The sequence below is a fragment of the Arcticibacterium sp. GJ41-1 genome, from assembly GCF_055808875.1.
Genome location: NZ_CM147888.1, coordinates 3,281,592 through 3,303,846, shown reverse-complemented (window position 1 = coordinate 3,303,846; position 22,255 = coordinate 3,281,592). Strand labels below are relative to the sequence as shown.

Below are 22,255 nucleotides of genomic sequence, written 5' to 3'. Positions count from 1 at the left end.
AAAGTCTGAAATTATCTGCCCAATGGCAACCATACCGCCATGTCTGCCTCTTCTCTATTGGCCCAAGCGTAATACGGTATCAAACGTATTTGTGCAGTATTACTCTTCGAATTAAGCGGTTTGTAAAGGTCGTTTTTCCAATTGTTCTGCGTTGTGTTGGCTGTACCTACAAGACTAACAATTTCGCTGTTTGAGATTTTCATTTTCTCAGGACTTAAAGCAATGTTTGACGGAATAATGATGTCAGCAAGGTTTTGACCTTTCTTCAAATCATTTGCTTCTAGGCAATAAACCAAAGGTCCACGCTTTACCACCACTTGGTTTCTGGTTTCTTCCACCATTGGGTTGGCTTCAATTAGCTGTACAGGCATATCCATCACAAATTTGATTTGGTCACCCTTTTTCCATTTTTGACTTACAGTTAGGTAAGAACTTGAGGTAGCGTTAGTTTGTACTTTTTGACCGTTTACATAAACGGAAGCATTATTACACCAGTCAGGTACTCTGAAATTTAGCTGTTTTTCATCAGAAGGAGCTGCTGTAATACTGATGTTAACATCACCATCCCAAGGGTAGTTTGTAGTTTGAGTCAATTGAATTTCCTCTTCGCCTAGTTTAGTATGTACATCACTACTGCTATACATGTTAAACCAGATTCCATCTGCGTTTTTGCTATATAGGTAACTTCCTATTTCAGCTATAGTTCTGATAGTATTTGGCGGGCAGCAGTTAGATTTTGAGATATAATCTTGACGTACATTTGGCCATCTTAAATTGAACGGTAATCCCTTAGTATTGCTCAGTGGATTGGTATAAAAGAAACCTTTACCATCTAAGTTTACACCAGACAAAACGCTATTATAAAGTGTAGTCTCCATCAAATTGGCATACTTGGCTTCTGCCGTTGTTTGAAACATTCTCCAGTTCCATAATGCACTACCAATATTGGCACAGGTTTCATTATGAGCACCTGCATTTGGCAACTCATATTCTCTTCCAAAGGCCTGATGCACTTGCTGAATGTCGTTTTGTTTATAGGTGGTACCGTTTGGCGAAACGCCGTCATAAAGAGCTCCTGCTCCACCTGTGATGTATAATTTAGTAGAAGTCATATTGTCCCAGATTTTATCTAGAGCATCTTTCAATGTTTTGTCACCTGTTTCTGCATAAACGTCTGCCACACCTGCATACAAGTATGTAGCTCTCACGGCATGTCCTTCCGCTTTTGTTTGGTCTCTAAACGGAATTCTATCTTGATTATGGTCAGTACCATTCTCTAGCATACTTCTGATGTCAATCAGCTGTTTTGATAGTTCCAAATAGCGAGGGTCTTTGGTGGTACGGTACATTTCTACCACTCCCATATAATGAGAAGGGCAAATAGCGTTTCCGGCTAATTTTTCAGGGAATTTCTGACAAAAGTTATACAGGTAGTCGGCTGCGTTTTTAGCCAAATCTAATAAATCTGTTTTTCCGGTGGCTTTATAATGAGCACAAGCGGCTGTCATTAAATGCCCCATGTTATAGGTTTCAAAATCTAATCGCTCACGAAACTCTTGAGCTTTTTCAGGATGATTTTTAAGGTCAATCATAACAGGAGTATGGATGTAACCATCTTCTCTTTGTGATGCTTTAAAAAGGGGTATTACTTCGTCAATCATGCGTGTGAATTTCTCGTCTTTGGTAACTGCATAGGCCATACTAGCCGCTTCTACCATTTTATAGAAATCGCCGTCATGAAAAGGAGCACCTTTGTGTTTACCTTCTTTTACACCAGCCGCCACTTCAAAATTTCTTAAGGCTCCACTTCTTTCTGGATCACTATAAATGCCCCACATTTCAGGAATCATAGTTTCTGTACAGGTTTCTAGCCTTTCAGCCCAAAAGCCACTGTTTAGTTTTACTTCGTCAATGCCCAATGCTTGAAGTTTTACATAAGGGCTTTCAGAGGTATTAACCAAACTCTTATTAGACGTAAGGTTATCCGCATTTAAAGAAGAGGATTGTTGAGATTGCTGAACGGGTTCCTTTTTTTCTGTTTCACTACAGGAAACAGAGATAATACCTAGGAGGAGTAATAAAGGGACTTTCTTCATGTTAAAATTTTCAATTAATTGGGTTGAAATGATTGTTTATTAAATGCTGTAGCTTAGTTTATCCAGGCCCATCTTTTGGCCCAGTCCATTAAGTATTCCTTTCTATATTTTGAGATAGTTTTAGCTCCTTGCTGGTCTTTAAGAAAGAGCTCAGGGGTTGATACATCTCCGTACCATTGGTTGCCTAAAATATAGTCGTCTTTGTTAGGTTTGCCCGGCCACGGGATGGTGCTCACATACTGGCCTTTTAAACCATCCAGTTCTTTTATGGCACTATGTGTTTCATAAGAACCTACTTCGGGCTTTTTGGAAGAGTAACGAACGGTATAAACGCCATTGCCAAGATAATAGCCTAGCCAAACTTGATTTTGAATGTTTGCTGTGAAGCAAGAAGAATCTTGTGGAATGTCTAATTCTGGGCCTTTAAAACGCCATTCTAATATAGCATAAGCACTTACGGTGTCTTTAGTAGTAGTGTTTCCTTGGAAAATGTAGCGAGCACTTCTGTCAATTTTCTCAAATTTTCCACCCCAACTGTCGGTGGTTGGGTCATTTGCATCGCCATTCATTAGGTAGGCTAAAGATGGCGTGTCACCCATTTTGATATGTCCTTTATAATGATTGATAAAGTTATCTGCCATAGCTCCATGTCCTTTTATGAAGTTGTTATAGTAGGCTGCCCCACTCATATTTTTAGGAGCGTTTTCGTCTTCCATAAACCAGCCTCTGTATGTGGCATTGGCTTCTATCATGTATAGGTTTGGGTGATTATCTGCTATATAGGCATAAGCATTAGAGCTCCATTTTTTATTTGGCCCGCCAATCCAGTAAACCCTAATCTTTTCAGTGATTTCAGGTGCATCATGCAGGGCTTGAGCCACATCTTCAATTCCGCCCCAAACTAAGACCCATAATGGTTGGTCAGATTCTCTTTTTGCACATTCAATAATCCAGTCAGAACCTTCGCTTGCTTTGGTATAACCTTTAAAAGGAGCCTCTAGTTTTGAGCCTTGTTTGCAAATAGCTCTTAAAGCTTCAGGCTCTGTTAAGTCTGGAGCATGCTTTTTTAATTGACCTAAATCTTTGGCGTAAAGGTCTATAATCATTTCAATGTCTGCCTTTGTACCATTGCCAAAGGGAGAGGAGATAAGTCCTTCTAGCTGGAACTGGTCGGCATACATAAAAGCGTGAATCATAGACTGAAAATCGTCGGGGTCAGTGCCGCCTATGTCAGAACTTATGATAACTCTGGGCTTCTCGCTAATGTTTTCGGAGCCTTTACATTGAATAAAAGCCATTGCCATAAAAACCAAAGTGGCGTATGACAAAAGCCTTTTTAATGCTTTTGAAGCTGTATTTCTCATTATAGGGTTAAAGTATTATTGTAGAGAATTAACTCTTATTGATACAAATATAAGCTAAAAGGAAAATAAACGAAATAAAAAGAAATAAAACGAAAGCAAATTTGTGGATAATTGAAGAGATGGGTCTATTTTTGTCTTGGTAAGATTTAAATATATATTCAATTAGTATAATTAAACAAAGGTTGAAATTGTGTTAACCCTTACAAATCCCCTTGATTTATCAATTCTGTAGCTGCTTTGATATACTGTAAGGATTGGTGCTAAAAGTGTTTTTGATTGATATTAAATTATATAGGATAGAGATTTAACGTTTTTAGATTGAAATATGAGCTTAATTAGGTTTTCAAAGAATTGGTTTTTTGCTTTTTGTTTTCTTTTCCAATTAAATGCTGCTTTCTCGCAAAGTGACATGAGTCGGGAAAGAACGAGGGTTATTGTCACCTCAGATGGCGAAATTGATGACGAATGCTCTTTTGTTCGTTTTTTGCTTTATACAAATGAATGGGATGTGGAGGCTATAGTTACTTCAAGTTCGCAGTATCACTGGCAAGGGCATAAATGGGCAGGAGATGACTGGGCTTTTCCATATTTAGAGGCGTATGCAGCGGTGTATCCTAATTTATTAAAGCATGATAACCGATATCCTACTCCCGATTACTTAAAAGCGAGAACGCTACTTGGCAATGTGGAGTCGGAAGGAGAAATGGAAAAAAGGACAGCAGGTGCCGAGCTCATTACCAAAGTACTTTTAGACGAATCTGATAATAGACCTATTTGGCTACAAGCTTGGGGCGGAACCAATACCATTGCCCGTGCTTTAAAAACTATTGAAGAAGAACATCCTGCAAAGATGGCGTATGTGGCAAATAAAATCAGACTTTACCTCATCTGGGAGCAAGATGAGACTTATCAAAATTACATAAAACCACACTGGGGAAAGTATAATATCTTAACCATCAATTCCGACCAGTTTATAGCTTATTTCTATAACTGGAAACAGTTTTTACCAAAAGAGCAGCAGGAGTATTTAATGGGTGCATGGATGAAGCCAAACATTTTGGAAGGGCATGGAGCCTTATGCTCGCTTTATAAAGCACATGATAATGGAGACTTTAGGTCAGAAGGTGATTCGCCGGCTTTTCTACATACCATTCCTACAGGTTTAAGAAGTTTAGAGTCTCCGGACTTTGGTGGCTGGGGCGGTAGATACATTAATATAAGAGCCAATACTTGGACAGATAAGGTGGACGAGCCAGGTTATACGTACCCTGAAGGGCGATGGTGGACTAAGAACGCTTGGGGAAGAAATCGTATGAAACTAGAGATTCCAAACGATACACTTTTGACAAATTACATGAAACCCATATGGCAATGGATAGGAGCTATTCAAAACGATTTTGCTGCTAGAGCAGATTGGAGTGTGAAGTCTTATTATGAGGCTAATCATCCTCCTGTGGTGGTGCTTAAGAATGAATTAGACATTGAAGCCAAGGCAGGTGATGCTGTTAAACTAAGTGCAAAAGGCACCTCAGACCCTGATAAAGATAAATTGACCTATAAGTGGTGGCAGTATAATGATGCAGGAAGCTATCAAGGGAATGTCACCATCAAAAAATCATCAAAGAAAAGTACCTCACTGCTAATTCCAGTAAACGCAAAGCCTGGTGACACCATACATGTGATTTGTGAAGTGAATGATAATGGAACACCTAGTTTAACGAGATATCAAAGAGTGGTTATTACAGTAAAATAGTATGAAGTTTAAATTAATAATACTATCTATTTTATGTGCCTTTCCTTTGATAGGTTTAGCTCAAGTCCTGTTACCCAGTCACAGTGATGTGATTTATGGGAAAGCAGGAGAGCAAGAACTTCTTTTAGATGTTTATCAGCCAGATAAGAAAGGCTTACATCCTGTAGCTATTTATGTACATGGCGGAGGTTGGACAGGTGGAGATAAGGCAAACGCAAGTGATGCCCCTGCTTTAGAAATACTTCATGAAACAGATTTTGTATCCTTCTCCATTAATTATCGTTTAGCTCCTGAAAATCGTTGGCCAGCGTGCCAAGAAGATGTGCAAACGGCCATCAGGTGGGTAAAGAAAAATGCTGGAACGTATAATGGAGAAGCTTCCCGTATAGTGCTTATTGGTTATTCGGCAGGGGGGCATTTGGCTACGTATGCCGCCACGGTAGTAGATGAAAGCATTGCGGTGCAAGCTGTCATTGGTTTTGCTCCTTTGACAGATTTTGTGCAGGAGCTTCCTATGCGGGGTAATATTTTGGGAAGAGCCCAGCGTGGTTTATTAAACAGACCAACAGAAATTACCGCGGAGTCTTTAGGTATGCTGAAGGCTCTTTCGCCAGTAAATCATATAAGAGCAGGTTTGCCGCCGTTTCTATTAGTTCATGGAGATACCGATAAATCAGTGCCTTATGAGCAGTCGCTTATATTCAGGAATAAGCTCTTGGCCAATGGCGTGTCTTGCGAATTATTGACAATTCCAGGAGCTCCTCATCGCCTTACAGATTGGAAACAGTTTTCGCCAGATTATGACAAAGAAATAATCAATTGGCTCAATAAAATATTTAATGATAATTAACCAAATAGAGATAGCTATGATACGTAAAATCAAGGTCAGTTCAGGAAGCAGATATCGTCAAATGAAAATTTCATTTTTTGTATTCTTGTTATTCGTCTCAATTTTTGTCAATGCTCAGTCGCCATGGGAAACACATGGTAAACTAGAAGTAGCTGCCAATGGGCATTATGTCCAACATAAAGATGGAAATCCATTTTTGTGGGTAGCAGATACGGGTTGGGGCTTGTTTCAGCAATTAACAAGAGAAGAAGTAGACCAGTATTTAGATAAGCGTCAGAAACAAGGATTCACCGTTATCCAGTCTGTGGTATTTTGGTACCCTCATGGTGGTGGAATAGAGAGTGGACCGCATAATGCAGCAAATGCTTATGGACACAAACCCTTTAATGGTGGCGATGATGCACCAGATACGTCAAGGCCTTTGACAGTAAGTGGTGGAAGCCCTGAAGCTCCAAACGACTATTGGGACCATGTGGATTATATAGTAAATGCCATTAAGAAACGAAACATGTATTTGGCATTATTGCCTTGCTGGGGAAGGGCTTATGTTACAGAACAGTTTAATGGCTCGCACCAAGAGTTTAATGAAACTGAAGCTAGAAGTTATGGTAACTTTTTAGGGAAACGCTATAAAACACAACCACACATTTTATGGGTAATAGGTGGCGATGCTAAAGCTCAAGTGAGGTCTTATGATACACACCATATTTTTCAGGAGTTTGACACACGCAGTATTTTTAGAGCCATGGCAGAAGGCATTGGAAATGGTGTAACGGGTCAAAACCTCTCTTGGAACAAAGCAAACCCAGCTTGGAAAGATGTTTTCATAACCTATCATCCTGATGGCGATGCCACGTTTAATTCCTCTAATTGGTTTCAACAAGACGAGTGGCTTACCGCAAACGGCGTGGAGGTTTGGAAAGTGGTAGATGAAGTTTATCAAATGATGGTAAACGATTATCAAAGAAATGACCCCGCTAAGCCAAGCCTGTTTTTAGAAGGTTCTTATGAATACGGCTCCTATAATCATGATTGTGGCTGGGTGACGCCTGTTAGGGTTAGAAGACAGTTTTACCATACATTTTTTGGTGGCGGAGCAGGTCATACCTACGGTGCAGGGCCTATTTGGTCTATGAGAGGAAATGAGGGCGACTATAACTGTGGCTACACTTGGCAGCAGGCCTTAGACTTTCCAGGAGCGGTTCAGTTAGCACAAATTGGAAAAGAGTTTTTACGTGACCATAAATGGAACGAGTGGATACCGAATGGAGCTGTTATAAAGAGACTGGGGGAGGGCGAAAGCTTGAAAACAGCGGTTACCACCGAATCTGGTGATATGGCTTTGGTGTATTATCCAAATAACTCTGCAACGGAGGTTAATAACATTTTGGGCAAAGAAACTACCGCCTATTGGTTTTACCCTAGAAATGGTGAGATAAAGGTTGTTCCAAGTTTTGAAGTAGGCGAAACTAAAGATATGCTGCCACCAAGTTCATGGGAAGATGCTATCTTAGTACTTAAAGCAATTGATTAAAAGCAGTATGAAAATTCTTGTAGTTGAAGACGAACCAGAGATGCAAAAACTGCTGTCACAATTCTTGCAAGACGAGAATTATGTGGTGGAGGTGGTAGCTGATTATCTTACAGGAATGGATAAGATTTCTGCCTATGACTATGATTGTATTTTACTTGACATTACGCTTCCAGGTGGTAGCGGGCTTGATTTGCTACGCGAGTTAAAAAGCTTGGATAAGGCAGATAGCGTAATAATTATTTCGGCTAAGGACTCTATTGAAGATAAAGTGCGAGGCTTAGACCTTGGGGCAGACGATTATTTAACTAAGCCTTTTCATATCACAGAGTTAAATGCTAGAATAAAGTCTGTTATTAGACGAAGAAAGACCGATGGGAAAAACTTGCTCATCATGGAAAATGTCAAAATCAATATAGAGGAGCGGTTGGCTTTGGTGGACGAAGTACCAATGGAACTTAACAGAAAGGAGTTTGATATTCTCGTGTTTTTTGGAATGAATAAGTCACGGATTGTGAGTAAATCAGCCATCGCAGAAAACATTTGGGGTGACTATATTGACCAGTCCAACGATTTTGATTTTATCTATTCTCAAATAAAAAACTTACGCAAAAAACTACGAGAACATAAGGTCAATTTTGACATCAATGCAGTATACGGAATGGGGTACAAACTAACAGTGAAATGAAACTGATAAACCATACTCTGTGGATACTTTCTCTTATACTTTTTGCCACCGTAGGGCTATGGGCTTTTTTGTTTTATTCTCAACTATTAAAGCAGGTCAAAACCACCATAGATGAAGGGCTGTCAAATCATAAAATAGCCATTATTGATAAGCTAAAAGATGATGCCGAAATACCGAATCAAGATAGTTTTCAAGACAAAAGTTACAGCATAAAAAATGTAGATGAAGATTATGCTCTACAAATTATAGACAGCTACAAAGATACCTTGATGTACTCGAGTCTTAAGAAAAGCTCTTACCAAGCTAGAATGTTAACCACCGCTTTTGTTTCGCCCAAGGGCAAATTTTATGAAATGAAAGTAGTCTCCCATGAAATTGACAAAGGAAATCTAATAAAGAAAATCATCACCTCTTTGTTGCTCTTGTTCCTGTTTTTGGCAATTAGCATATTTTTGGTCAACAGGTTTGTGCTAAAAAACACATGGAAGCCTTTTTATGAAATCTTGAATTACCTGAATGATTTCAGATTCGATAAAGGGACAGAAAGAGAATTGGAGAAGACCAATATTCAGGAGTTTTCATTGCTAAATCACTCTGTTCAAAACCTACTTAATAAGAATGTCGAGATATTTAAAAGTCAAAAGGAGTTTATAGAAAATGCCTCTCACGAATTTCAAACACCACTGGCCATAGGTATAAACAAACTGGAACTGATGGCAGAGGACAAAGGCTTGAGTGAAGAGCAGACACTTAAAATAGGTCAAATTATAGATTCTTTTCAAAGGCTTTCTGGTTTAAATAAATCCTTACTGCTGCTTTCTAAAATTGAAAACAAACAGTTTATTTCTACCGAAGAAGTAAGTTTTGATGCCATAATTGAAAGAATTATTGAAGATTTTTCAGACTATTCTAGTTTTCAAGAAATCAAAATAACCTATCTAAAAGAGGAAGATTTTGTATTTACGATGAATAAGAATTTGGCGGAAACATTGGTATTAAACCTGATAAAAAACGCCATCATTCATAACCATAAAGAAGGCGAAATAGTAATTCGACTGAAAGCCTCTTTTTTAACAGTTGAAAACTCCAGTGACTTGCCTAAGATAGCTGACGATAAGATATTTAAACGTTTTAGTAAAAGCTCCAAGAATAATAAATCCACTGGTTTGGGGCTTTCTATTGTCAAAGCAATTGCAGATGTTTCTGGACTTGAGGTTTCCTATTCTTTTGAGGGAAAGCATGTTTTTAAACTAGGGAGGAAAGTCTAATATTCTTGCTTGATTTATTATAGTCATAGGTCCTTCATTTAGCTATTCCAGATTCTTTCCAGATTTCTTCCTAATTGTTTCCCAATTCGTATTATTCCTTTGTGTCAAATTTAAGATTTAACATGAATCGAATCATCGGAATATTGATTTTGACACTCCTCACAAAAGTTGCTTTTGGGCAAAGCATTAGTCAAAGCAAAGTGCCAGCTGTGGTGCTGAATGCTTTCCAGTTAAAATATCCTAACGCGGAAGATATTAAATGGAAAAAGCACAAAGACAAATACGAAATTGACTTTAAAGTAAATAGCAAATCTCACGAGCTTAAGATGGACTATAAAGGGAGTGTTTCTGAGCACTCACAAGATTTATACTTGAGTGAAATACCTAAAGATGTATTGGGAATAATAAGAGAAAAGGCTCCGTTTTTTGATTTGCATGATGCAGACTTATATGAGAAAGGTGGGAAAATAACCTATGTAACCAAAGTTAGAATTGATGGTAGTTATAGTTATTTCTGGGTTAATGAAAAAGCCGAATTACAGAAGTATAGAAGGGAACTGAAAGATAGTGAGATTCCTGACTCTATCATGAAAATGATAAAGAGCGATTATGGTAGCCTTGATATCACACGAGCCAAATATGTGGAAGAAAGAGGGAATATAAATTACATCATTGGCGGAAATATTAATGGCAAAGACAATGCTTTTTGGTTTGATACTAAATACAAATTCTTAAGACATAAGCAAGACCTTAGAGATACTGAAATACCAGCGACCATTCTTAAAGTAGTGGCTTCAGATTATAAAGATTTCGACATTAAGGATGCCGATAAGATTCAAACCAAAAATGATATTACTTACATTCTTAGATTGCAAAAATCAAAGGATAGAGTTTATGTGACTTTTGATAAATCTGGTAAAATCTTAGAAGTTAATTAAGATGGGTTTTAAACTAAATACATACTTGGTGTTGCTTTTGAGCTTGGTTTCCAGCATTGCATATTCGCAAAATGTCAGTCTAGAAAAGATAGATGATGGGCTTTTAACCGATTCTGTAAATTCTAAAATCAAAATATACCTAGACTGTGATGACTGTAATGCTTCTTTCTTCAGAAGAAATTTAGTGTACTCAGATTTTGTAAGAGATACTAAATTAGCCGACGTTCATATTTTTGTTACGGAACAAAGAACCGCTGCCAATGGAACGGAGTATGGTTTTAATTTTATTGGTCAAAATGAGTACGACGACATTCAGTATAAACTAAAAACGGTTTCTCCTCAAGACGAAACCGATTTGCTGAAATGGGGAAGGTTACTCAAAATAGTAGATGCAGGCTTACTGCCATTTTTATCAAGAACTTCTGATTTCTCTGGAGTTAGAATTGAGCATGATGCAGTTATTGCTCCTAAAATAAGCTTTCAAGACCCATGGGACTTTTGGGTTTTTAGATTGAATTTTGGTACCAATTTTAGTGGAGAAAAAAGCAAGGAAGAGTATTCGTTAAACACTTCTTTAAGAGCCGATAGAATCACAGATATTTACAAGTTTAAGTCGGAGTTAGCCTATGACTTAGATAAGGAGATTTATAATGATGATGGAGAAGTATTTACCAGTGCAAAAGAAGAGTCTGAGTTTAATGCTAGGTTAATATATTCCCTAAATTCTAGATGGTCTGTAGGTGTTTTTGGTAAGCTTTATTCTTCTACTTATCTGAATTTGAATAAGGCTTTTAATCTAGGACCTGCTATTGAATATAACATTTTTCCGTGGGATAGGTCTGATAGCAAGGTTTTTACGGTTTCTTATATTATTAGACCAAATTATTATAGCTACAATCAAGAAACCCTTTTTGGTCAAATAGAAGAGTGGCGGACTACAGAAGCCCTCAAAGTATCTTTACTACTTAGGCAGCCTTGGGGTGCCATAGAAAACACTATTGAAGGTTCTCATTTCTTTCACGATTTTACAAAGAACAGATTATCGCTGGAATCAGAAACTTCGGTAAGAGTATTAAAAGGTTTGTTCTTTTTTATGGAAGTAGAGACTGATTTAATCCATGACCAGCTTTACCTGCCAGCTGGTAATATTACAAGAGAGGATGTGCTGCTGCAGCAGAATAAACTGGCTACCAATTTTGAGATGTCTGGTAAGCTTGGTGTGCGATATACTTTTGGTTCAAATTTTAACAATATTGTTAATCAGCGTTTGTGATAATCGCCTGATTTAAATTTAAATACATTATGAAAAAATACATATTAAATACGGTTCTCTTTGTGCTAACCATATCTACAAGTATGGCTCAGCAATTGGCTTTTCCTACCGCTGAAGGTTTTGGAGCTTATGCAAAAGGTGGGCGTGGAGGTAGGGTGATTTACGTGACCAACCTTCAAGATAGTGGGGAAGGGAGCTTACGATGGGCAGTGGAGCAAGAAGGACCAAGAACAGTAGTTTTTGCTCTTTCAGGCACGATAGAACTTAAAAAGAGATTGGATATTAAAAACCCCTTTATAACCATTGCTGGTCAAACAGCTCCGGGAGATGGCATTTGTTTAAAAGGTGAATCCGTCAAGGTTTTGACGCACGATGTAATTCTGAGGTATTTACGTGTTCGTTTGGGCGATGGTAAATTTGGAGAAGGCGGTAGCAATCAAGGGAAAGATGGCATTGATATTTCTGTAGGTGAAAACATAATTGTAGACCATTGTTCTGCCAGCTGGAGTTTAGATGAGGTTTTGTCGTCTTCCACTCGTAACCCTACTTTGACCAATGTCACCGTGCAGTGGTGCTTTATTACCGAAGGTTTAAATGTAGATAATCATGGTTATGGCTCTTTGATTCGTGGTACTGGTGGAGCTAAATACAGTTTTTTACATAATTTATATGCTCATAATCACGGTAGAAATCCACGTCCAGGTAATTATAATTCTAACCCGCACGATAAAGACCCAGAAGGTTTATTTCTAGATTTTAGAAATAATGTGATGTATAACTGGGGAGGCTCGCATGCGGGCTATAATGCCGATGAAGTAAGTGTAACACGTTTAAACTATATCGGTAATTACCTTATTCCGGGAGTGAATTCAAAAGATAATGGCATCGCTTATTCTACAGGTTCGCCTTATAATCAAGCTTTTTTTGATGGGAATTATTACAATGACAAGATGCCAAAAAATCAATGGGATTTGGTGAAATATAAAGAAAGTTGGACTGCTCAAAACATTCAAGATTATAAACAAGATAAGGCTTTTGATGTGGTGCATACGCAAACAGATAATGCTAAAATAGCTTATCAAAAAGTCCTTGAAAATGGAGGTGCAAATTTGCCAAAACGAGATGCCGTAGACTTAAGAATTGTCAACGATGTCAAAACCAGAAGCGGAAAAATCATAGCAAGTCAGGAAGATGTAGGAGGATGGCCAACATTAAAAAGCCAGAAAGCTCCTACAGATAAAGACAAAGACGGAATGCCAGACTCATGGGAAACTAAATATGGTTTAAACCCTACTAATGCTACGGATGGAAACTTCATTGGAGCCGATGGCTTTACAAATCTGGAGAAGTATTTAAACAATTTTGAAACGGAATAGAAAACCCAAAAGAAATAATAAAACTCAAAGACAATTTGGTATGAAAAATAGCATGATTGGTAGTATTACGGATTTTGCCGTATTGAATAATGGAATTAGAATGCCTTGGCTAGGTCTAGGTGTATATCAAGCAGAAGATGGACCAGAAGTAGAAAATGCAGTGAAATATGCCTTAGAAGTAGGTTATAGAAGCATTGATACCGCATCTGTTTATGGAAATGAAATAGGAGTAGGGAAAGCTATAAGAGAAAGCGGGATTCCAAGAGAAGAGATTTTTGTGACCACCAAAGTATGGAACGAAGACCAACGTCAAAAAAGGACATTAGCTGCCTTTGAAGAAAGCTTAGAACGACTGGGTTTAGACTACGTCGATTTATATTTAGTGCACTGGCCAGTGAAAGGTTTTTACAAAGAAACTTGGAAAGAAATGGAAAAAATATTGGCTAGTGGCGGTGCAAAGGCAATAGGCGTTAGTAATTTTTTAGTCAATGACTTGAAAGATATTTTGGCAGATTGTAAGGTAGTGCCTGCGGTCAATCAAATGGAGTGTCATCCATATTTACTTCAGCCAGAATTATTAGCTTTCTGTAAAGCGAACGACATCAGAATGGAGGCATGGAGTCCTTTAATGCAGGGTAATATTGTGTCGGTTCCTTTGCTTAAAGTGTTGGCCACAAAGTATAAAAAAACGCCTGCACAAATAAGCCTAAGATGGAATTTACAGCACGGTATTGTCACTATTCCTAAGTCTGTAACTCCCAGTAGAATAAAGCAAAATTCAGAGATTTTTGACTTTGAAATATCTTCTCATGATATGTTGGCTTTGGATGCTTTAGATACGGGAAAACGTTTTGGCCCAGACCCAGCAAATTTTAGTTTTTAATTTAAGAGTTTGATTAACAATAAGATAATGAAAAAAATAATATTAACGGTTTTAGCTACAGTAGCTGTTTTCACGGCTTGCTGGTCACAGCAGCTAGCGTTTCCTACAGCAGAAGGCTACGGAAAATTCACGAAAGGTGGTCGTGGTGGTGTTGTTTATGAAGTAACTAATTTAAATGATAGCGGAGCAGGAAGTCTAAGGGCAGCGGTAGAGGCCAAAGGTCCTAGAACCGTGGTTTTTAAAGTTTCAGGAACTATTACACTTGAAAGTGATTTGCGAATTAAAAACCCATATATAACCATTGCTGGTCAAACCGCACCCGGAGATGGTATTTGCCTTAGAAAGTACCCGCTAATGATCAATGCGGATGAAGTTATTATTCGCTATATCCGAGTAAGATTTGGAGACGAAGCTCAAAAAGATGCCGATGCAGTTTCTAGCAGGTATGTAAAAAATCTCATTTTAGACCATGTTTCGGCCAGTTGGAGTATTGACGAAGTTATGTCTATTTATCATGGTGAGTACACTACAGTACAATGGTGCATAATTTCTGAAAGTATGTTTGATTCTAACCACCCTACTAAAGGCAATCATGGATTTGGTGGTATTTGGGGTTCTAACTACAGTACATACCATCATAACCTAATTGCAAATAACTCTAACCGAAATATCCGTTTTGCATCAGGATGCGGAAATGTAGACTACCGAAACAACGTGATTTACAATTGGGGATTTGAGTCTACTTATGGTGCAGAATCTATGCAAAAAGGTAACGATAAATTTAATTTTGCTAACATAAATGTAGTTGCCAATTATTATAAACCAGGTCCAGCAACCCAACCAGGTAGATTAACCTCTCAAATTGCTGCTCCATGGTCACGTAACGGAAATAGCGATTATGGTAAGTGGTATATCGCAGATAATGAAATGGTAGGAAGTAAGGAGGTAACCACTGACAATTGGAAAGGCGTATCCCCTTCATTAACTGCAATTAAAGGTGTGCAAGAAAGTAACCCTGAAAATATGGCAGCTATTCCTAGTTTAAAACTACATAAACCATGGGCAGCCATGGCAATAAATCAGGAATCTGCTAAAGAGGCTTTTAATTCTGTCCTTGAAAAAGCAGGAGCTAGTTTGCCAAAAAGAGATGCTGTTGATACTCGTATTATAAATGAAGCTCGAACCGGTCTTGCCACTTTTGAAGGTTCTTCTTATGAGAATTTTTATGAAGTTCCTGATAAATCAAAGAAATGTGGAATTATAGATTCTCAAAATGATGTGGGCGGCTGGCCAGAATTAAAAAGCACAGCAGCACCACTAGATACAGACCATGACGGAATGCCAGATGCATGGGAAGACCAGAATAAATTGAACAAAAAAGACCCAAAAGATAACAGTAAAGTAGGCTCAGATGGATATACCATGCTTGAGAAATACTTAAACAGCATTAAATAATGAAAAAATACATTTTAACCCTGTTTGCTTTAGCTCTAGTATTTAGCTATGCAAATGCTCAACAACTTGCGTTCCCATCTGCAGAAGGATACGGCAAATATGCAAAAGGTGGTCGTGGCGGTGTAGTTTACGAAGTAACTAATTTGAACGATAGTGGAAAAGGAAGTTTAAGAGAAGCGGTGGAGGCAGAAGGTGCCAGAACAGTAGTTTTTAGAATTTCAGGTACCATTGACCTTCAAAGTGCTTTGAGAATTAAAAATCCTTATATCACCATAGCTGGTCAAACAGCCCCAGGTGATGGAATTTGCCTGAAAAGGCATCCACTAATTATAGAAGCCGACCATGTTATTTTAAGATACTTAAGAGTTAGGCTCGGAAATGAATCAGGAGATGATGCCGATGCGGTTTCAAGCAGGTACACTAAAAACATCATTTTAGACCATATTTCGGCTAGTTGGAGTGTAGACGAAACCATGTCAATTTACCATTGCGATAGCATTACAGTGCAGTGGTGCATAGTTTCAGAGAGTATGTTTAATTCAAATCACGTCAAAGGTTCTCATGGTTTTGGAGGAATTTGGGGTGCTAACTTTAGCAGTTATCACCACAACCTACTAGCACATCATGGCAGCCGAAACCCTAGAATGGCTTCAGGGTCTGGCTATACAGACTATAGAAATAATGTGGTGTATAATTGGGGCTATAATAGCTGCTATGGCGGTGAAAACCAGCAAGTTGGTAACGATAAGTTTAATTTTTCAAAATTCAATATCGTAGCCAATTACTACAAACCAGGCCCGGCAACTAGTCCTGGAGAAACATCTTCACGTTTGGTGGCTCCATCTAATAGAAAGCTTACTTCTGATTTTGGAAAATGGTATGTAGCTGGCAATGTGATAGAAGGAAACAAAAAAGTCACTGCAAATAACTGGGATGGAGGAGTGCAGCCATCTGGCGGAGCAGAAAACCTGAAGTATGTAAAAATGGAGGAAGCTTGGGCGGCTATGCCGATTAAGCAACAGGCTGCCGAAGATGCTTATAAACTAGTCTTAGAAAATGCAGGGGCAATTTACCCCAAAAGAGATATAATTGACAGCAGGATTGCCAATGAAGTTAAAGGAGGCTTTGCTAGCTTTGAAGGGACTTCTTATAAAAAGAATAAGAGGCTTAAAGATATGTCCGTAAATTCTGGAATTATAGATACACAATTAGATGCGGGAGGTTGGCCTATTTTAAAATCAACTCCTGCTCCTCTTGATTCAGACCATGACGGTATGCCTGACGACTGGGAAATTGCAAATAAATTGGATAAGAACAATCCAGAAGATAGAAACTTGATGGCTAGAGACGGTTATACAATGTTAGAAAAGTATCTGTACAGCAGAGAAAATTGAGTTTTTAAAAAAAAATGGAAAGAGGAAGTTAGTAAATAAGAAAGAGAAATTTATAGCTCACTTTTAACCATAATTTAAAATAATAAATGAAAAGTAATCTTTTGTTAGCAAAGAAAAGTAGGTGGATTTCAGTATTTGCAATTGCCTTACTGTTATCAACTATGAGCTTGTATGCCCAAGAAAAGCCTAGGTTGTTTGTGCTTACCGATATAGGTGGTGACCCAGACGACCAAATGTCTATGGTGCGGTTAATGACTTATTCAAACCAACTAGATATTGAAGGTTTGGTGGCTACCGAAGTTAAGAAAGCGGTGAATCCAGATAGAATCCATCAGATAATAGATGCCTACGGTGAAGTTAGAGACAATCTGGAATTACACGAGCCCGGTTTCCCAACATCGGAATATTTAAAGAAAATTATTTCAAAAGGTATTCCAGTAGGAGGCATGGCTGGAGTGGGCGAGGGTAAAGACTCTGAAGGGTCGGAGCTGTTAATAAAGGCCACAGATAGTAATGATGCAAGACCCCTGTGGGTTAATGTTTGGGGCGGACCAAGTGTACTTGCTCAGGCTCTTTATAAGGTTCGTGCTACCCGTTCAAAGGCTGAACTAGCAAAGTTTGTGGCTAAACTACGTGTATATGCCATTTCAGACCAAGACGATAGTGGTCCATGGATTCGTGCTGAGTTTCCAGAGCTCTTTTATATAGTGACACCAGGGGCAAATGCAGGTGGAGGTTTTCATCACGGTTCATGGATAGGTATAGGTGGCGACAAGTTTCATGGTCGTTTTGGAGGTGCAGATTTTGAATTGGTTACTAATGAATGGCTTGAGCGTAATATCCGTCAAAAAGGGCCTCTTGGAAAAATGTACCCTCATTGGGAGTTTATGATGGAAGGCGATACACCAGCATTTTTATATTTGGTGAATAATGGATTAAATAGCCCTGATAATCCAAACTGGGGCGGTTGGGGTGGCCGTTATGAGTTATATACACCAAAAACCGAAAAGTGGTTTTATCAACCAGAAACGCATCCAATCTGGACAAATGCGGACGATGAAGTCTTAGGGAATGATGGTCAATGGCACGAAACCAATCAGGCAACAATATGGAGATGGCGTGAAGCTTTTCAAAATGATTTTTCTTCTCGTATGGATTGGACCATTAAGCCATTCGATAAAGCGAACCATCCACCCGTAGTGAAACTAGCAACGCCAAAATACATTAAGGCTAAAAAAGGTGAGCGAGTAGATTTAAGTGCCGTGGGCACTACAGACCCAGATGGTGATTTGCTTTCTTATGAGTGGTTTTGTTATGAAGAAGCTGGTACACGTGGAATGTCAAATTCACGTTCGGGTGTAAAGCATGATATTATTGGTTGTGATAAAGAAGAAGCTTGGCTTTTTGTTAAAAGTAGTCGTGTGATGCCTCCTGGTACAGGTACTATGCATATTATTCTTGCGATAACAGATAATGGCTTGCCACGCCTGACTCGCTATGAGAGAGTAATTATTGATGTAGTGGAGTAAAATTAGCTAAAGGAGTGAAAGGTATAGTATGCCCTAATTGATTTAAATAGTAGCTTCCAGATTAAGCATATTTCCCAGGAAGACAATGCTTAATCTGGAAGTAAACTCGGCTCTGTTATGATTTTTCTGAAACGAGCCTTTTGTTAGAGTAACAGCGTAATTGACAAATTTAAAGTTGGTTAGTTTTATAAACTACGCTTAATACCAATTAGGTTTTAGGCGGCTGTGCTTTGTGGGGAATTAAAGTGTTAACATCAAATTTGTGGAGGTTTCCTCCGTGCAAACCAAACAACTTCGGCTCATTAGTATTTGATTTTTTATCATTGAATAAAAGCTCAATTTTTAATCCCAAAATAATCTGTTTTTTTAGCTTACGTATTGCCAGCACTTTAGAGCTAAAGTTTCTTGTCTGTTCTAGCATTATTTTGATGGAAATAGATGGAATTTGATTAATTAATAAATTTTAATAAATGAATAAACACTTTCGGGAACGTTTCCGAAAGCAGTTGTGGTGTAAAAGAAAAAAAAAGAAAGAAAATATCTATGTTTAAAATTGTATTCTAATGTTGTGAAATATAGATTCATCCTTCATTATCCACTTTTCTGTTAGAAAAATTACATTTTTCAGATAGATCAATGGAGGTAAATTTTTCACTTTTTTAAATAATATTTTATGCCTAAATATCTACAAAACTATTCCCAAGGGGTAGGAAAATTGCCTAAACTAAGATGGTATATTTTTACTCTGGTGATTTCATTTATTTTTTCGATTAATTCCTTTGCACAGTCCAGTGTAACTGGAAAGATTTCGATGTCGAACGGCGACGGACTGCCGGGTGCTTCAGTGGTAGTAGAGGGTACTTCAAGTGGTACTACCTCTGATGAAAATGGAAATTTCAATTTGACGCTTCCAAGCGGAGCTTCTAACCTTATTTTTAGTTTTATTGGTTATGTAAACCAGACAATTCCACTAAATGGTAAATCTATTATCAATGTTACCCTAATTGAAGATGATTCTCAGTTAGAAGAGGTTGTGGTAGTAGGTTATGGTACACAAAGAAAGAGTGATTTAACTGGTTCTGTCTCTTCTGTCTCAGCTGAAGAGCTCACAGCGTCACCTATTACCTCAATGGAGCAAGGGCTTCAAGGTAGAGTGGCTGGGGTTAATATAACCAGTAACTCAGGTGCACCAGGAGGTGGAGTAAGTGTTAAAATTAGAGGTACTACTTCTATTTTGAACGGAAACGAACCTTTATATGTAATTGATGGATTTCCTATTACAGGACAATCGCAGTTTAGTACTAATGCTGGTCGTGGCTATGATAGTAGTACTGGTTCAGACTATACAGTTAATCAAAACCCTTTATCGTCCTTAAATCCTTCTGATATTGAATCAATAGAAGTGTTAAAAGATGCTTCAGCTGCCGCAATTTATGGAGTGAGAGGGGCGAATGGTGTAATCTTAATTACAACAAAAAGAGGTAAGTCTGGGAAAGCATCTATTTCCTATAATGGCTACACAGGTATACAATCGCTTTCTGATAAAATAGAGATGATGGGTGCTGCGGATTATCAAAAAATATATAATGATGCTGCCGCAAACAGCCCAACACCTGACCCAGTAGTTTTTACAGATGCTCCTGCTAATGATATCGATTGGCAAAATTTAATTTTCAGAAAAGCTTTAATCCAAAATCACCAATTAAGTGTAAGTGGTGGTTCTGATAAAACTAAGTACAATGTTTCTGGAAGTTATTTCAATCAAAATGGTATTATCAAAGGTTCTGACTTTTCTAGGTATTCTCTTAGAGCAAACACAGATATTAGTGCTACAGAGAAGTTTAAAATTGGAACTTCAATTAATATTTCAAGGTCTATAAATAATGCAGCAGAAACAGAAGGTGAAGCTACAAATAGTATAACGGCCACAGCCCTTCAAATGTCTCCAATCTTGTCAATTTATCAGCCTGATGGTACTTATTCAAGTAATAGATTTTTACCAGCCGCAGTGCCAGATGCTCAAGGTTCAAGGAATCCTGTTGCTTTTATTAATGAATTTTCTGACCAAAGTGTAAATACTAGAGTATTGGGCTCTTTGTTTGGCGAGTACGCTATCATGGAGAATTTGAAATTAAAAATTAGTGTTGGTGCAGATTTAGAAAACAGAAACAGACATGTATACAGAACTTCTTTGTTTGACAATATAAACCCTCTGAATTCTGCCGATGTAAGTTCCGTAGATAGAACTTCTCTTCTGAATGAAAATACATTAAATTATAGTAAAAGCTTCGGAAAGCACGGGCTTCAGGTGTTAGCTGGTTACACTATCCAAAAAGAAACAGAAGAATATAGGTCAATTGGTGGCCGTGGTTTTGCCACAGATATTACAGGAGCATATGATTTAGGAGCTGGGTCAGTTACACCATCTGTAAATTCACTTTATGCAGACTTTAGTATTCTTTCTACACTAGGAAGAGTTAATTATAACTTTGATGACAGGTTCTTATTAACAGTAACAGGTCGTAGAGATGGTTCTTCAAAATTTGCCGATGGCAATAAATACGCATTCTTCCCTTCTGTAGGTGGTGCTTGGAGAATTTCTAACGAAAGCTTTTTACAAGGCTCTAGCTTATTCTCGAACTTAAAATTAAGAGCTGGATGGGGACAAGTTGGTAATCAAGAATTGCCAACATACAGGTCATTAGCCTTATTACAGTCAGACCCTTATAACTTTGGAGATGGTACTATAGTAAACGGATTCTCTCCTCTACGTGTGGCTGTGCCAGGTTTAACTTGGGAAATAACAAGCCAAACCAATATTGGAATAGACGCGTCTATTTTACAAGGTAGATTTAATGCAACACTCGATTACTATGTTAAGAAAACCAAAGACTTGTTACTTGAAGTAAACTTACCTGAGACTTCCGGTATCCTTGACCCTTCTGTTCAAAACTTAGGAGAAATGGAAAACATTGGCTGGGAACTAGCAATGGATGGTACATTGATTAGAGCGGATGATTTTAGATGGAAGCTTGGTTTCAATGTTTCGCATAATAAAAACACCATTACTTCATTAGGTAAACCATCTGAGGTAGGTACTGGAGACCAATCTTATGAAATTGCACAACCAACTTTTGCTGGCTCTACACCAAGGTCATATGTTACAGTAGGACAGTCGGTTGGGGTCTTTTATGGTTACAAAACCGATGGACTTTATAGAAGTCAGGCGGAAGCTGATGCAGGACAAGAATTACAGCCAGGTGTTTTGCCAGGGATGATTAGATATGAAGATGTAAACGGCGATGGAGTTCTTAATAGCTCAGACAGAACCGTCATTGGTAATCCTCATCCTGATTTTATATATGGTATGAATACTAGCTTTGATTATAAGAATTTTCAGTTAAGGTTATTTGCTCAAGGTCAGCAAGGCGGTGAGGTTTATAACTCTATGAGGAGGTTTAATTCATCAGTAACAAGAGGTCAAAATGTAGTGGCTGAAGTTGCAGATTATTGGTCACCGCAAAATACAGATGCTGTTTGGCCTACGCCAATACAAACTTCTCCCACTGTTGGAGGTACAGGGAACATGGGTGAGTCAGATTTCTTTATTGAAGATGCTAGTTATTTAAGAATGAGGGAGATAACCTTATCTTATAATTTCCCTACAAACTTTTTAGGCAAGTTAGGAGGCTCTATTTATGTAACAGGTCAAAACATGTTTACGCTAACTAAATATACCGGTTACAACCCTGATACCAATGGCCGTGCTAATGTAAGAGGTTCATTCGGTTGGGATATCAGTACTTATCCTTTGGCTAAGACTACTTTAATAGGTCTGAAGTTAGACTTCTAATTCA

Annotated in this window: 15 protein-coding genes; 13 read left to right on the top strand and 2 right to left on the bottom strand. The window is 38.1% G+C overall.

What is annotated here, in order from left to right:
• Positions 1-11 precede the first annotated feature (11 nt).
• Both AC0L6O_RS13685 and AC0L6O_RS13680 read right to left on the bottom strand, forming a co-directional pair.
• The gene (locus tag AC0L6O_RS13685; protein WP_473303105.1) at positions 12-2,096 is read right to left on the bottom strand and encodes an aceric acid hydrolase; all 2,085 of its coding nucleotides are present in this window, start codon (positions 2,094-2,096) and stop codon (positions 12-14) included.
• Between the two features lie 53 nt (positions 2,097-2,149).
• Positions 2,150-3,460: a nucleoside hydrolase-like domain-containing protein gene (locus AC0L6O_RS13680; protein WP_473303103.1), complete on the bottom strand. Its 1,311-nt coding sequence runs from the start codon at positions 3,458-3,460 to the stop codon at positions 2,150-2,152.
• Positions 3,461-3,869: 409 nt separating this feature from the next.
• Here AC0L6O_RS13680 and AC0L6O_RS13675 point away from each other — a divergent pair, with 409 nt between their 5' ends.
• The 13 genes from AC0L6O_RS13675 (at position 3,870) to AC0L6O_RS13615 (ending at position 22,251) form a co-directional block, all read left to right on the top strand.
• On the top strand, positions 3,870-5,213 hold the full coding sequence (locus tag AC0L6O_RS13675; protein WP_473303101.1) for a DUF1593 domain-containing protein: 1,344 nt from the start codon (positions 3,870-3,872) through the stop codon (positions 5,211-5,213).
• 1 nt (position 5,214) lies between these two features.
• Positions 5,215-6,063: an alpha/beta fold hydrolase gene (locus AC0L6O_RS13670; protein ID WP_473303099.1), complete on the top strand. Its 849-nt coding sequence runs from the start codon at positions 5,215-5,217 to the stop codon at positions 6,061-6,063.
• Between the two features lie 16 nt (positions 6,064-6,079).
• Positions 6,080-7,597: a glycoside hydrolase family 140 protein gene (locus tag AC0L6O_RS13665; RefSeq protein ID WP_473303097.1), complete on the top strand. Its 1,518-nt coding sequence runs from the start codon at positions 6,080-6,082 to the stop codon at positions 7,595-7,597.
• Between the two features lie 7 nt (positions 7,598-7,604).
• On the top strand, positions 7,605-8,282 hold the full coding sequence (locus tag AC0L6O_RS13660; protein ID WP_473303095.1) for a response regulator transcription factor: 678 nt from the start codon (positions 7,605-7,607) through the stop codon (positions 8,280-8,282).
• Entirely contained in the window at positions 8,279-9,550 is a 1,272-nt protein-coding gene (gene porY / locus AC0L6O_RS13655; protein WP_473303094.1) for a PorY family sensor histidine kinase, read from the top strand. The genes AC0L6O_RS13660 and porY overlap by 4 nt, the downstream gene beginning before the upstream one ends.
• 122 nt (positions 9,551-9,672) lie before the next feature.
• A complete protein-coding gene (locus AC0L6O_RS13650) occupies positions 9,673-10,488 on the top strand; it encodes a PepSY-like domain-containing protein (RefSeq protein WP_473303093.1) in 816 nt (271 codons plus the stop codon).
• A 1-nt stretch (position 10,489) separates the two neighbouring features.
• A complete protein-coding gene (locus tag AC0L6O_RS13645; protein WP_473303092.1) occupies positions 10,490-11,761 on the top strand; it encodes a hypothetical protein in 1,272 nt (423 codons plus the stop codon).
• Between the two features lie 29 nt (positions 11,762-11,790).
• Positions 11,791-13,137 (top strand): pectate lyase family protein, encoded by a 1,347-nt coding sequence (locus tag AC0L6O_RS13640; RefSeq protein ID WP_473303090.1) that lies wholly within the window; start codon positions 11,791-11,793, stop codon positions 13,135-13,137.
• A 40-nt stretch (positions 13,138-13,177) separates the two neighbouring features.
• A complete protein-coding gene (locus AC0L6O_RS13635; protein WP_473303088.1) occupies positions 13,178-14,020 on the top strand; it encodes an aldo/keto reductase in 843 nt (280 codons plus the stop codon).
• A gap of 27 nt (positions 14,021-14,047) precedes the next feature.
• Positions 14,048-15,475, top strand: a complete 1,428-nt coding sequence (locus tag AC0L6O_RS13630) for a pectate lyase family protein (protein WP_473303086.1) — start codon at positions 14,048-14,050, stop codon at positions 15,473-15,475.
• Entirely contained in the window at positions 15,475-16,869 is a 1,395-nt protein-coding gene (locus tag AC0L6O_RS13625; RefSeq protein ID WP_473303084.1) for a pectate lyase, read from the top strand. The genes AC0L6O_RS13630 and AC0L6O_RS13625 overlap by 1 nt, the downstream gene beginning before the upstream one ends.
• Before the next feature lie 86 nt (positions 16,870-16,955).
• The gene (locus AC0L6O_RS13620) at positions 16,956-18,398 is read left to right on the top strand and encodes a nucleoside hydrolase-like domain-containing protein (RefSeq protein WP_473303082.1); all 1,443 of its coding nucleotides are present in this window, start codon (positions 16,956-16,958) and stop codon (positions 18,396-18,398) included.
• A 673-nt stretch (positions 18,399-19,071) separates the two neighbouring features.
• Complete coding sequence (locus tag AC0L6O_RS13615; protein ID WP_473303081.1) at positions 19,072-22,251, top strand: SusC/RagA family TonB-linked outer membrane protein; 3,180 nt, start codon at positions 19,072-19,074, stop codon at positions 22,249-22,251.
• The last annotated feature ends 4 nt before the right edge of the window (positions 22,252-22,255 follow it).

What these genes read in the sequence shown, in the direction of transcription:
- AC0L6O_RS13620 (WP_473303082.1), top strand. Translation starts at nt 16,956, where the DNA reads ATGAAAAGTAATCTTTTGTTAGCAAAGAAAAGTAGGTGGATTTCAGTA.
- AC0L6O_RS13660 (WP_473303095.1), top strand. Translation starts at nt 7,605, where the DNA reads ATGAAAATTCTTGTAGTTGAAGACGAACCAGAGATGCAAAAACTGCTG.
- AC0L6O_RS13645 (WP_473303092.1), top strand. Translation starts at nt 10,490, where the DNA reads ATGGGTTTTAAACTAAATACATACTTGGTGTTGCTTTTGAGCTTGGTT.
- AC0L6O_RS13625 (WP_473303084.1), top strand. Translation starts at nt 15,475, where the DNA reads ATGAAAAAATACATTTTAACCCTGTTTGCTTTAGCTCTAGTATTTAGC.
- AC0L6O_RS13635 (WP_473303088.1), top strand. Translation starts at nt 13,178, where the DNA reads ATGAAAAATAGCATGATTGGTAGTATTACGGATTTTGCCGTATTGAAT.
- AC0L6O_RS13615 (WP_473303081.1), top strand. Translation starts at nt 19,072, where the DNA reads ATGCCTAAATATCTACAAAACTATTCCCAAGGGGTAGGAAAATTGCCT.
- AC0L6O_RS13650 (WP_473303093.1), top strand. Translation starts at nt 9,673, where the DNA reads ATGAATCGAATCATCGGAATATTGATTTTGACACTCCTCACAAAAGTT.
- AC0L6O_RS13670 (WP_473303099.1), top strand. Translation starts at nt 5,215, where the DNA reads ATGAAGTTTAAATTAATAATACTATCTATTTTATGTGCCTTTCCTTTG.
- AC0L6O_RS13685 (WP_473303105.1), bottom strand. Translation starts at nt 2,096, where the DNA reads ATGAAGAAAGTCCCTTTATTACTCCTCCTAGGTATTATCTCTGTTTCC.
- AC0L6O_RS13680 (WP_473303103.1), bottom strand. Translation starts at nt 3,460, where the DNA reads ATGAGAAATACAGCTTCAAAAGCATTAAAAAGGCTTTTGTCATACGCC.
- AC0L6O_RS13665 (WP_473303097.1), top strand. Translation starts at nt 6,080, where the DNA reads ATGATACGTAAAATCAAGGTCAGTTCAGGAAGCAGATATCGTCAAATG.
- AC0L6O_RS13675 (WP_473303101.1), top strand. Translation starts at nt 3,870, where the DNA reads ATGAGTCGGGAAAGAACGAGGGTTATTGTCACCTCAGATGGCGAAATT.
- AC0L6O_RS13630 (WP_473303086.1), top strand. Translation starts at nt 14,048, where the DNA reads ATGAAAAAAATAATATTAACGGTTTTAGCTACAGTAGCTGTTTTCACG.
- AC0L6O_RS13640 (WP_473303090.1), top strand. Translation starts at nt 11,791, where the DNA reads ATGAAAAAATACATATTAAATACGGTTCTCTTTGTGCTAACCATATCT.
- porY (WP_473303094.1), top strand. Translation starts at nt 8,279, where the DNA reads ATGAAACTGATAAACCATACTCTGTGGATACTTTCTCTTATACTTTTT.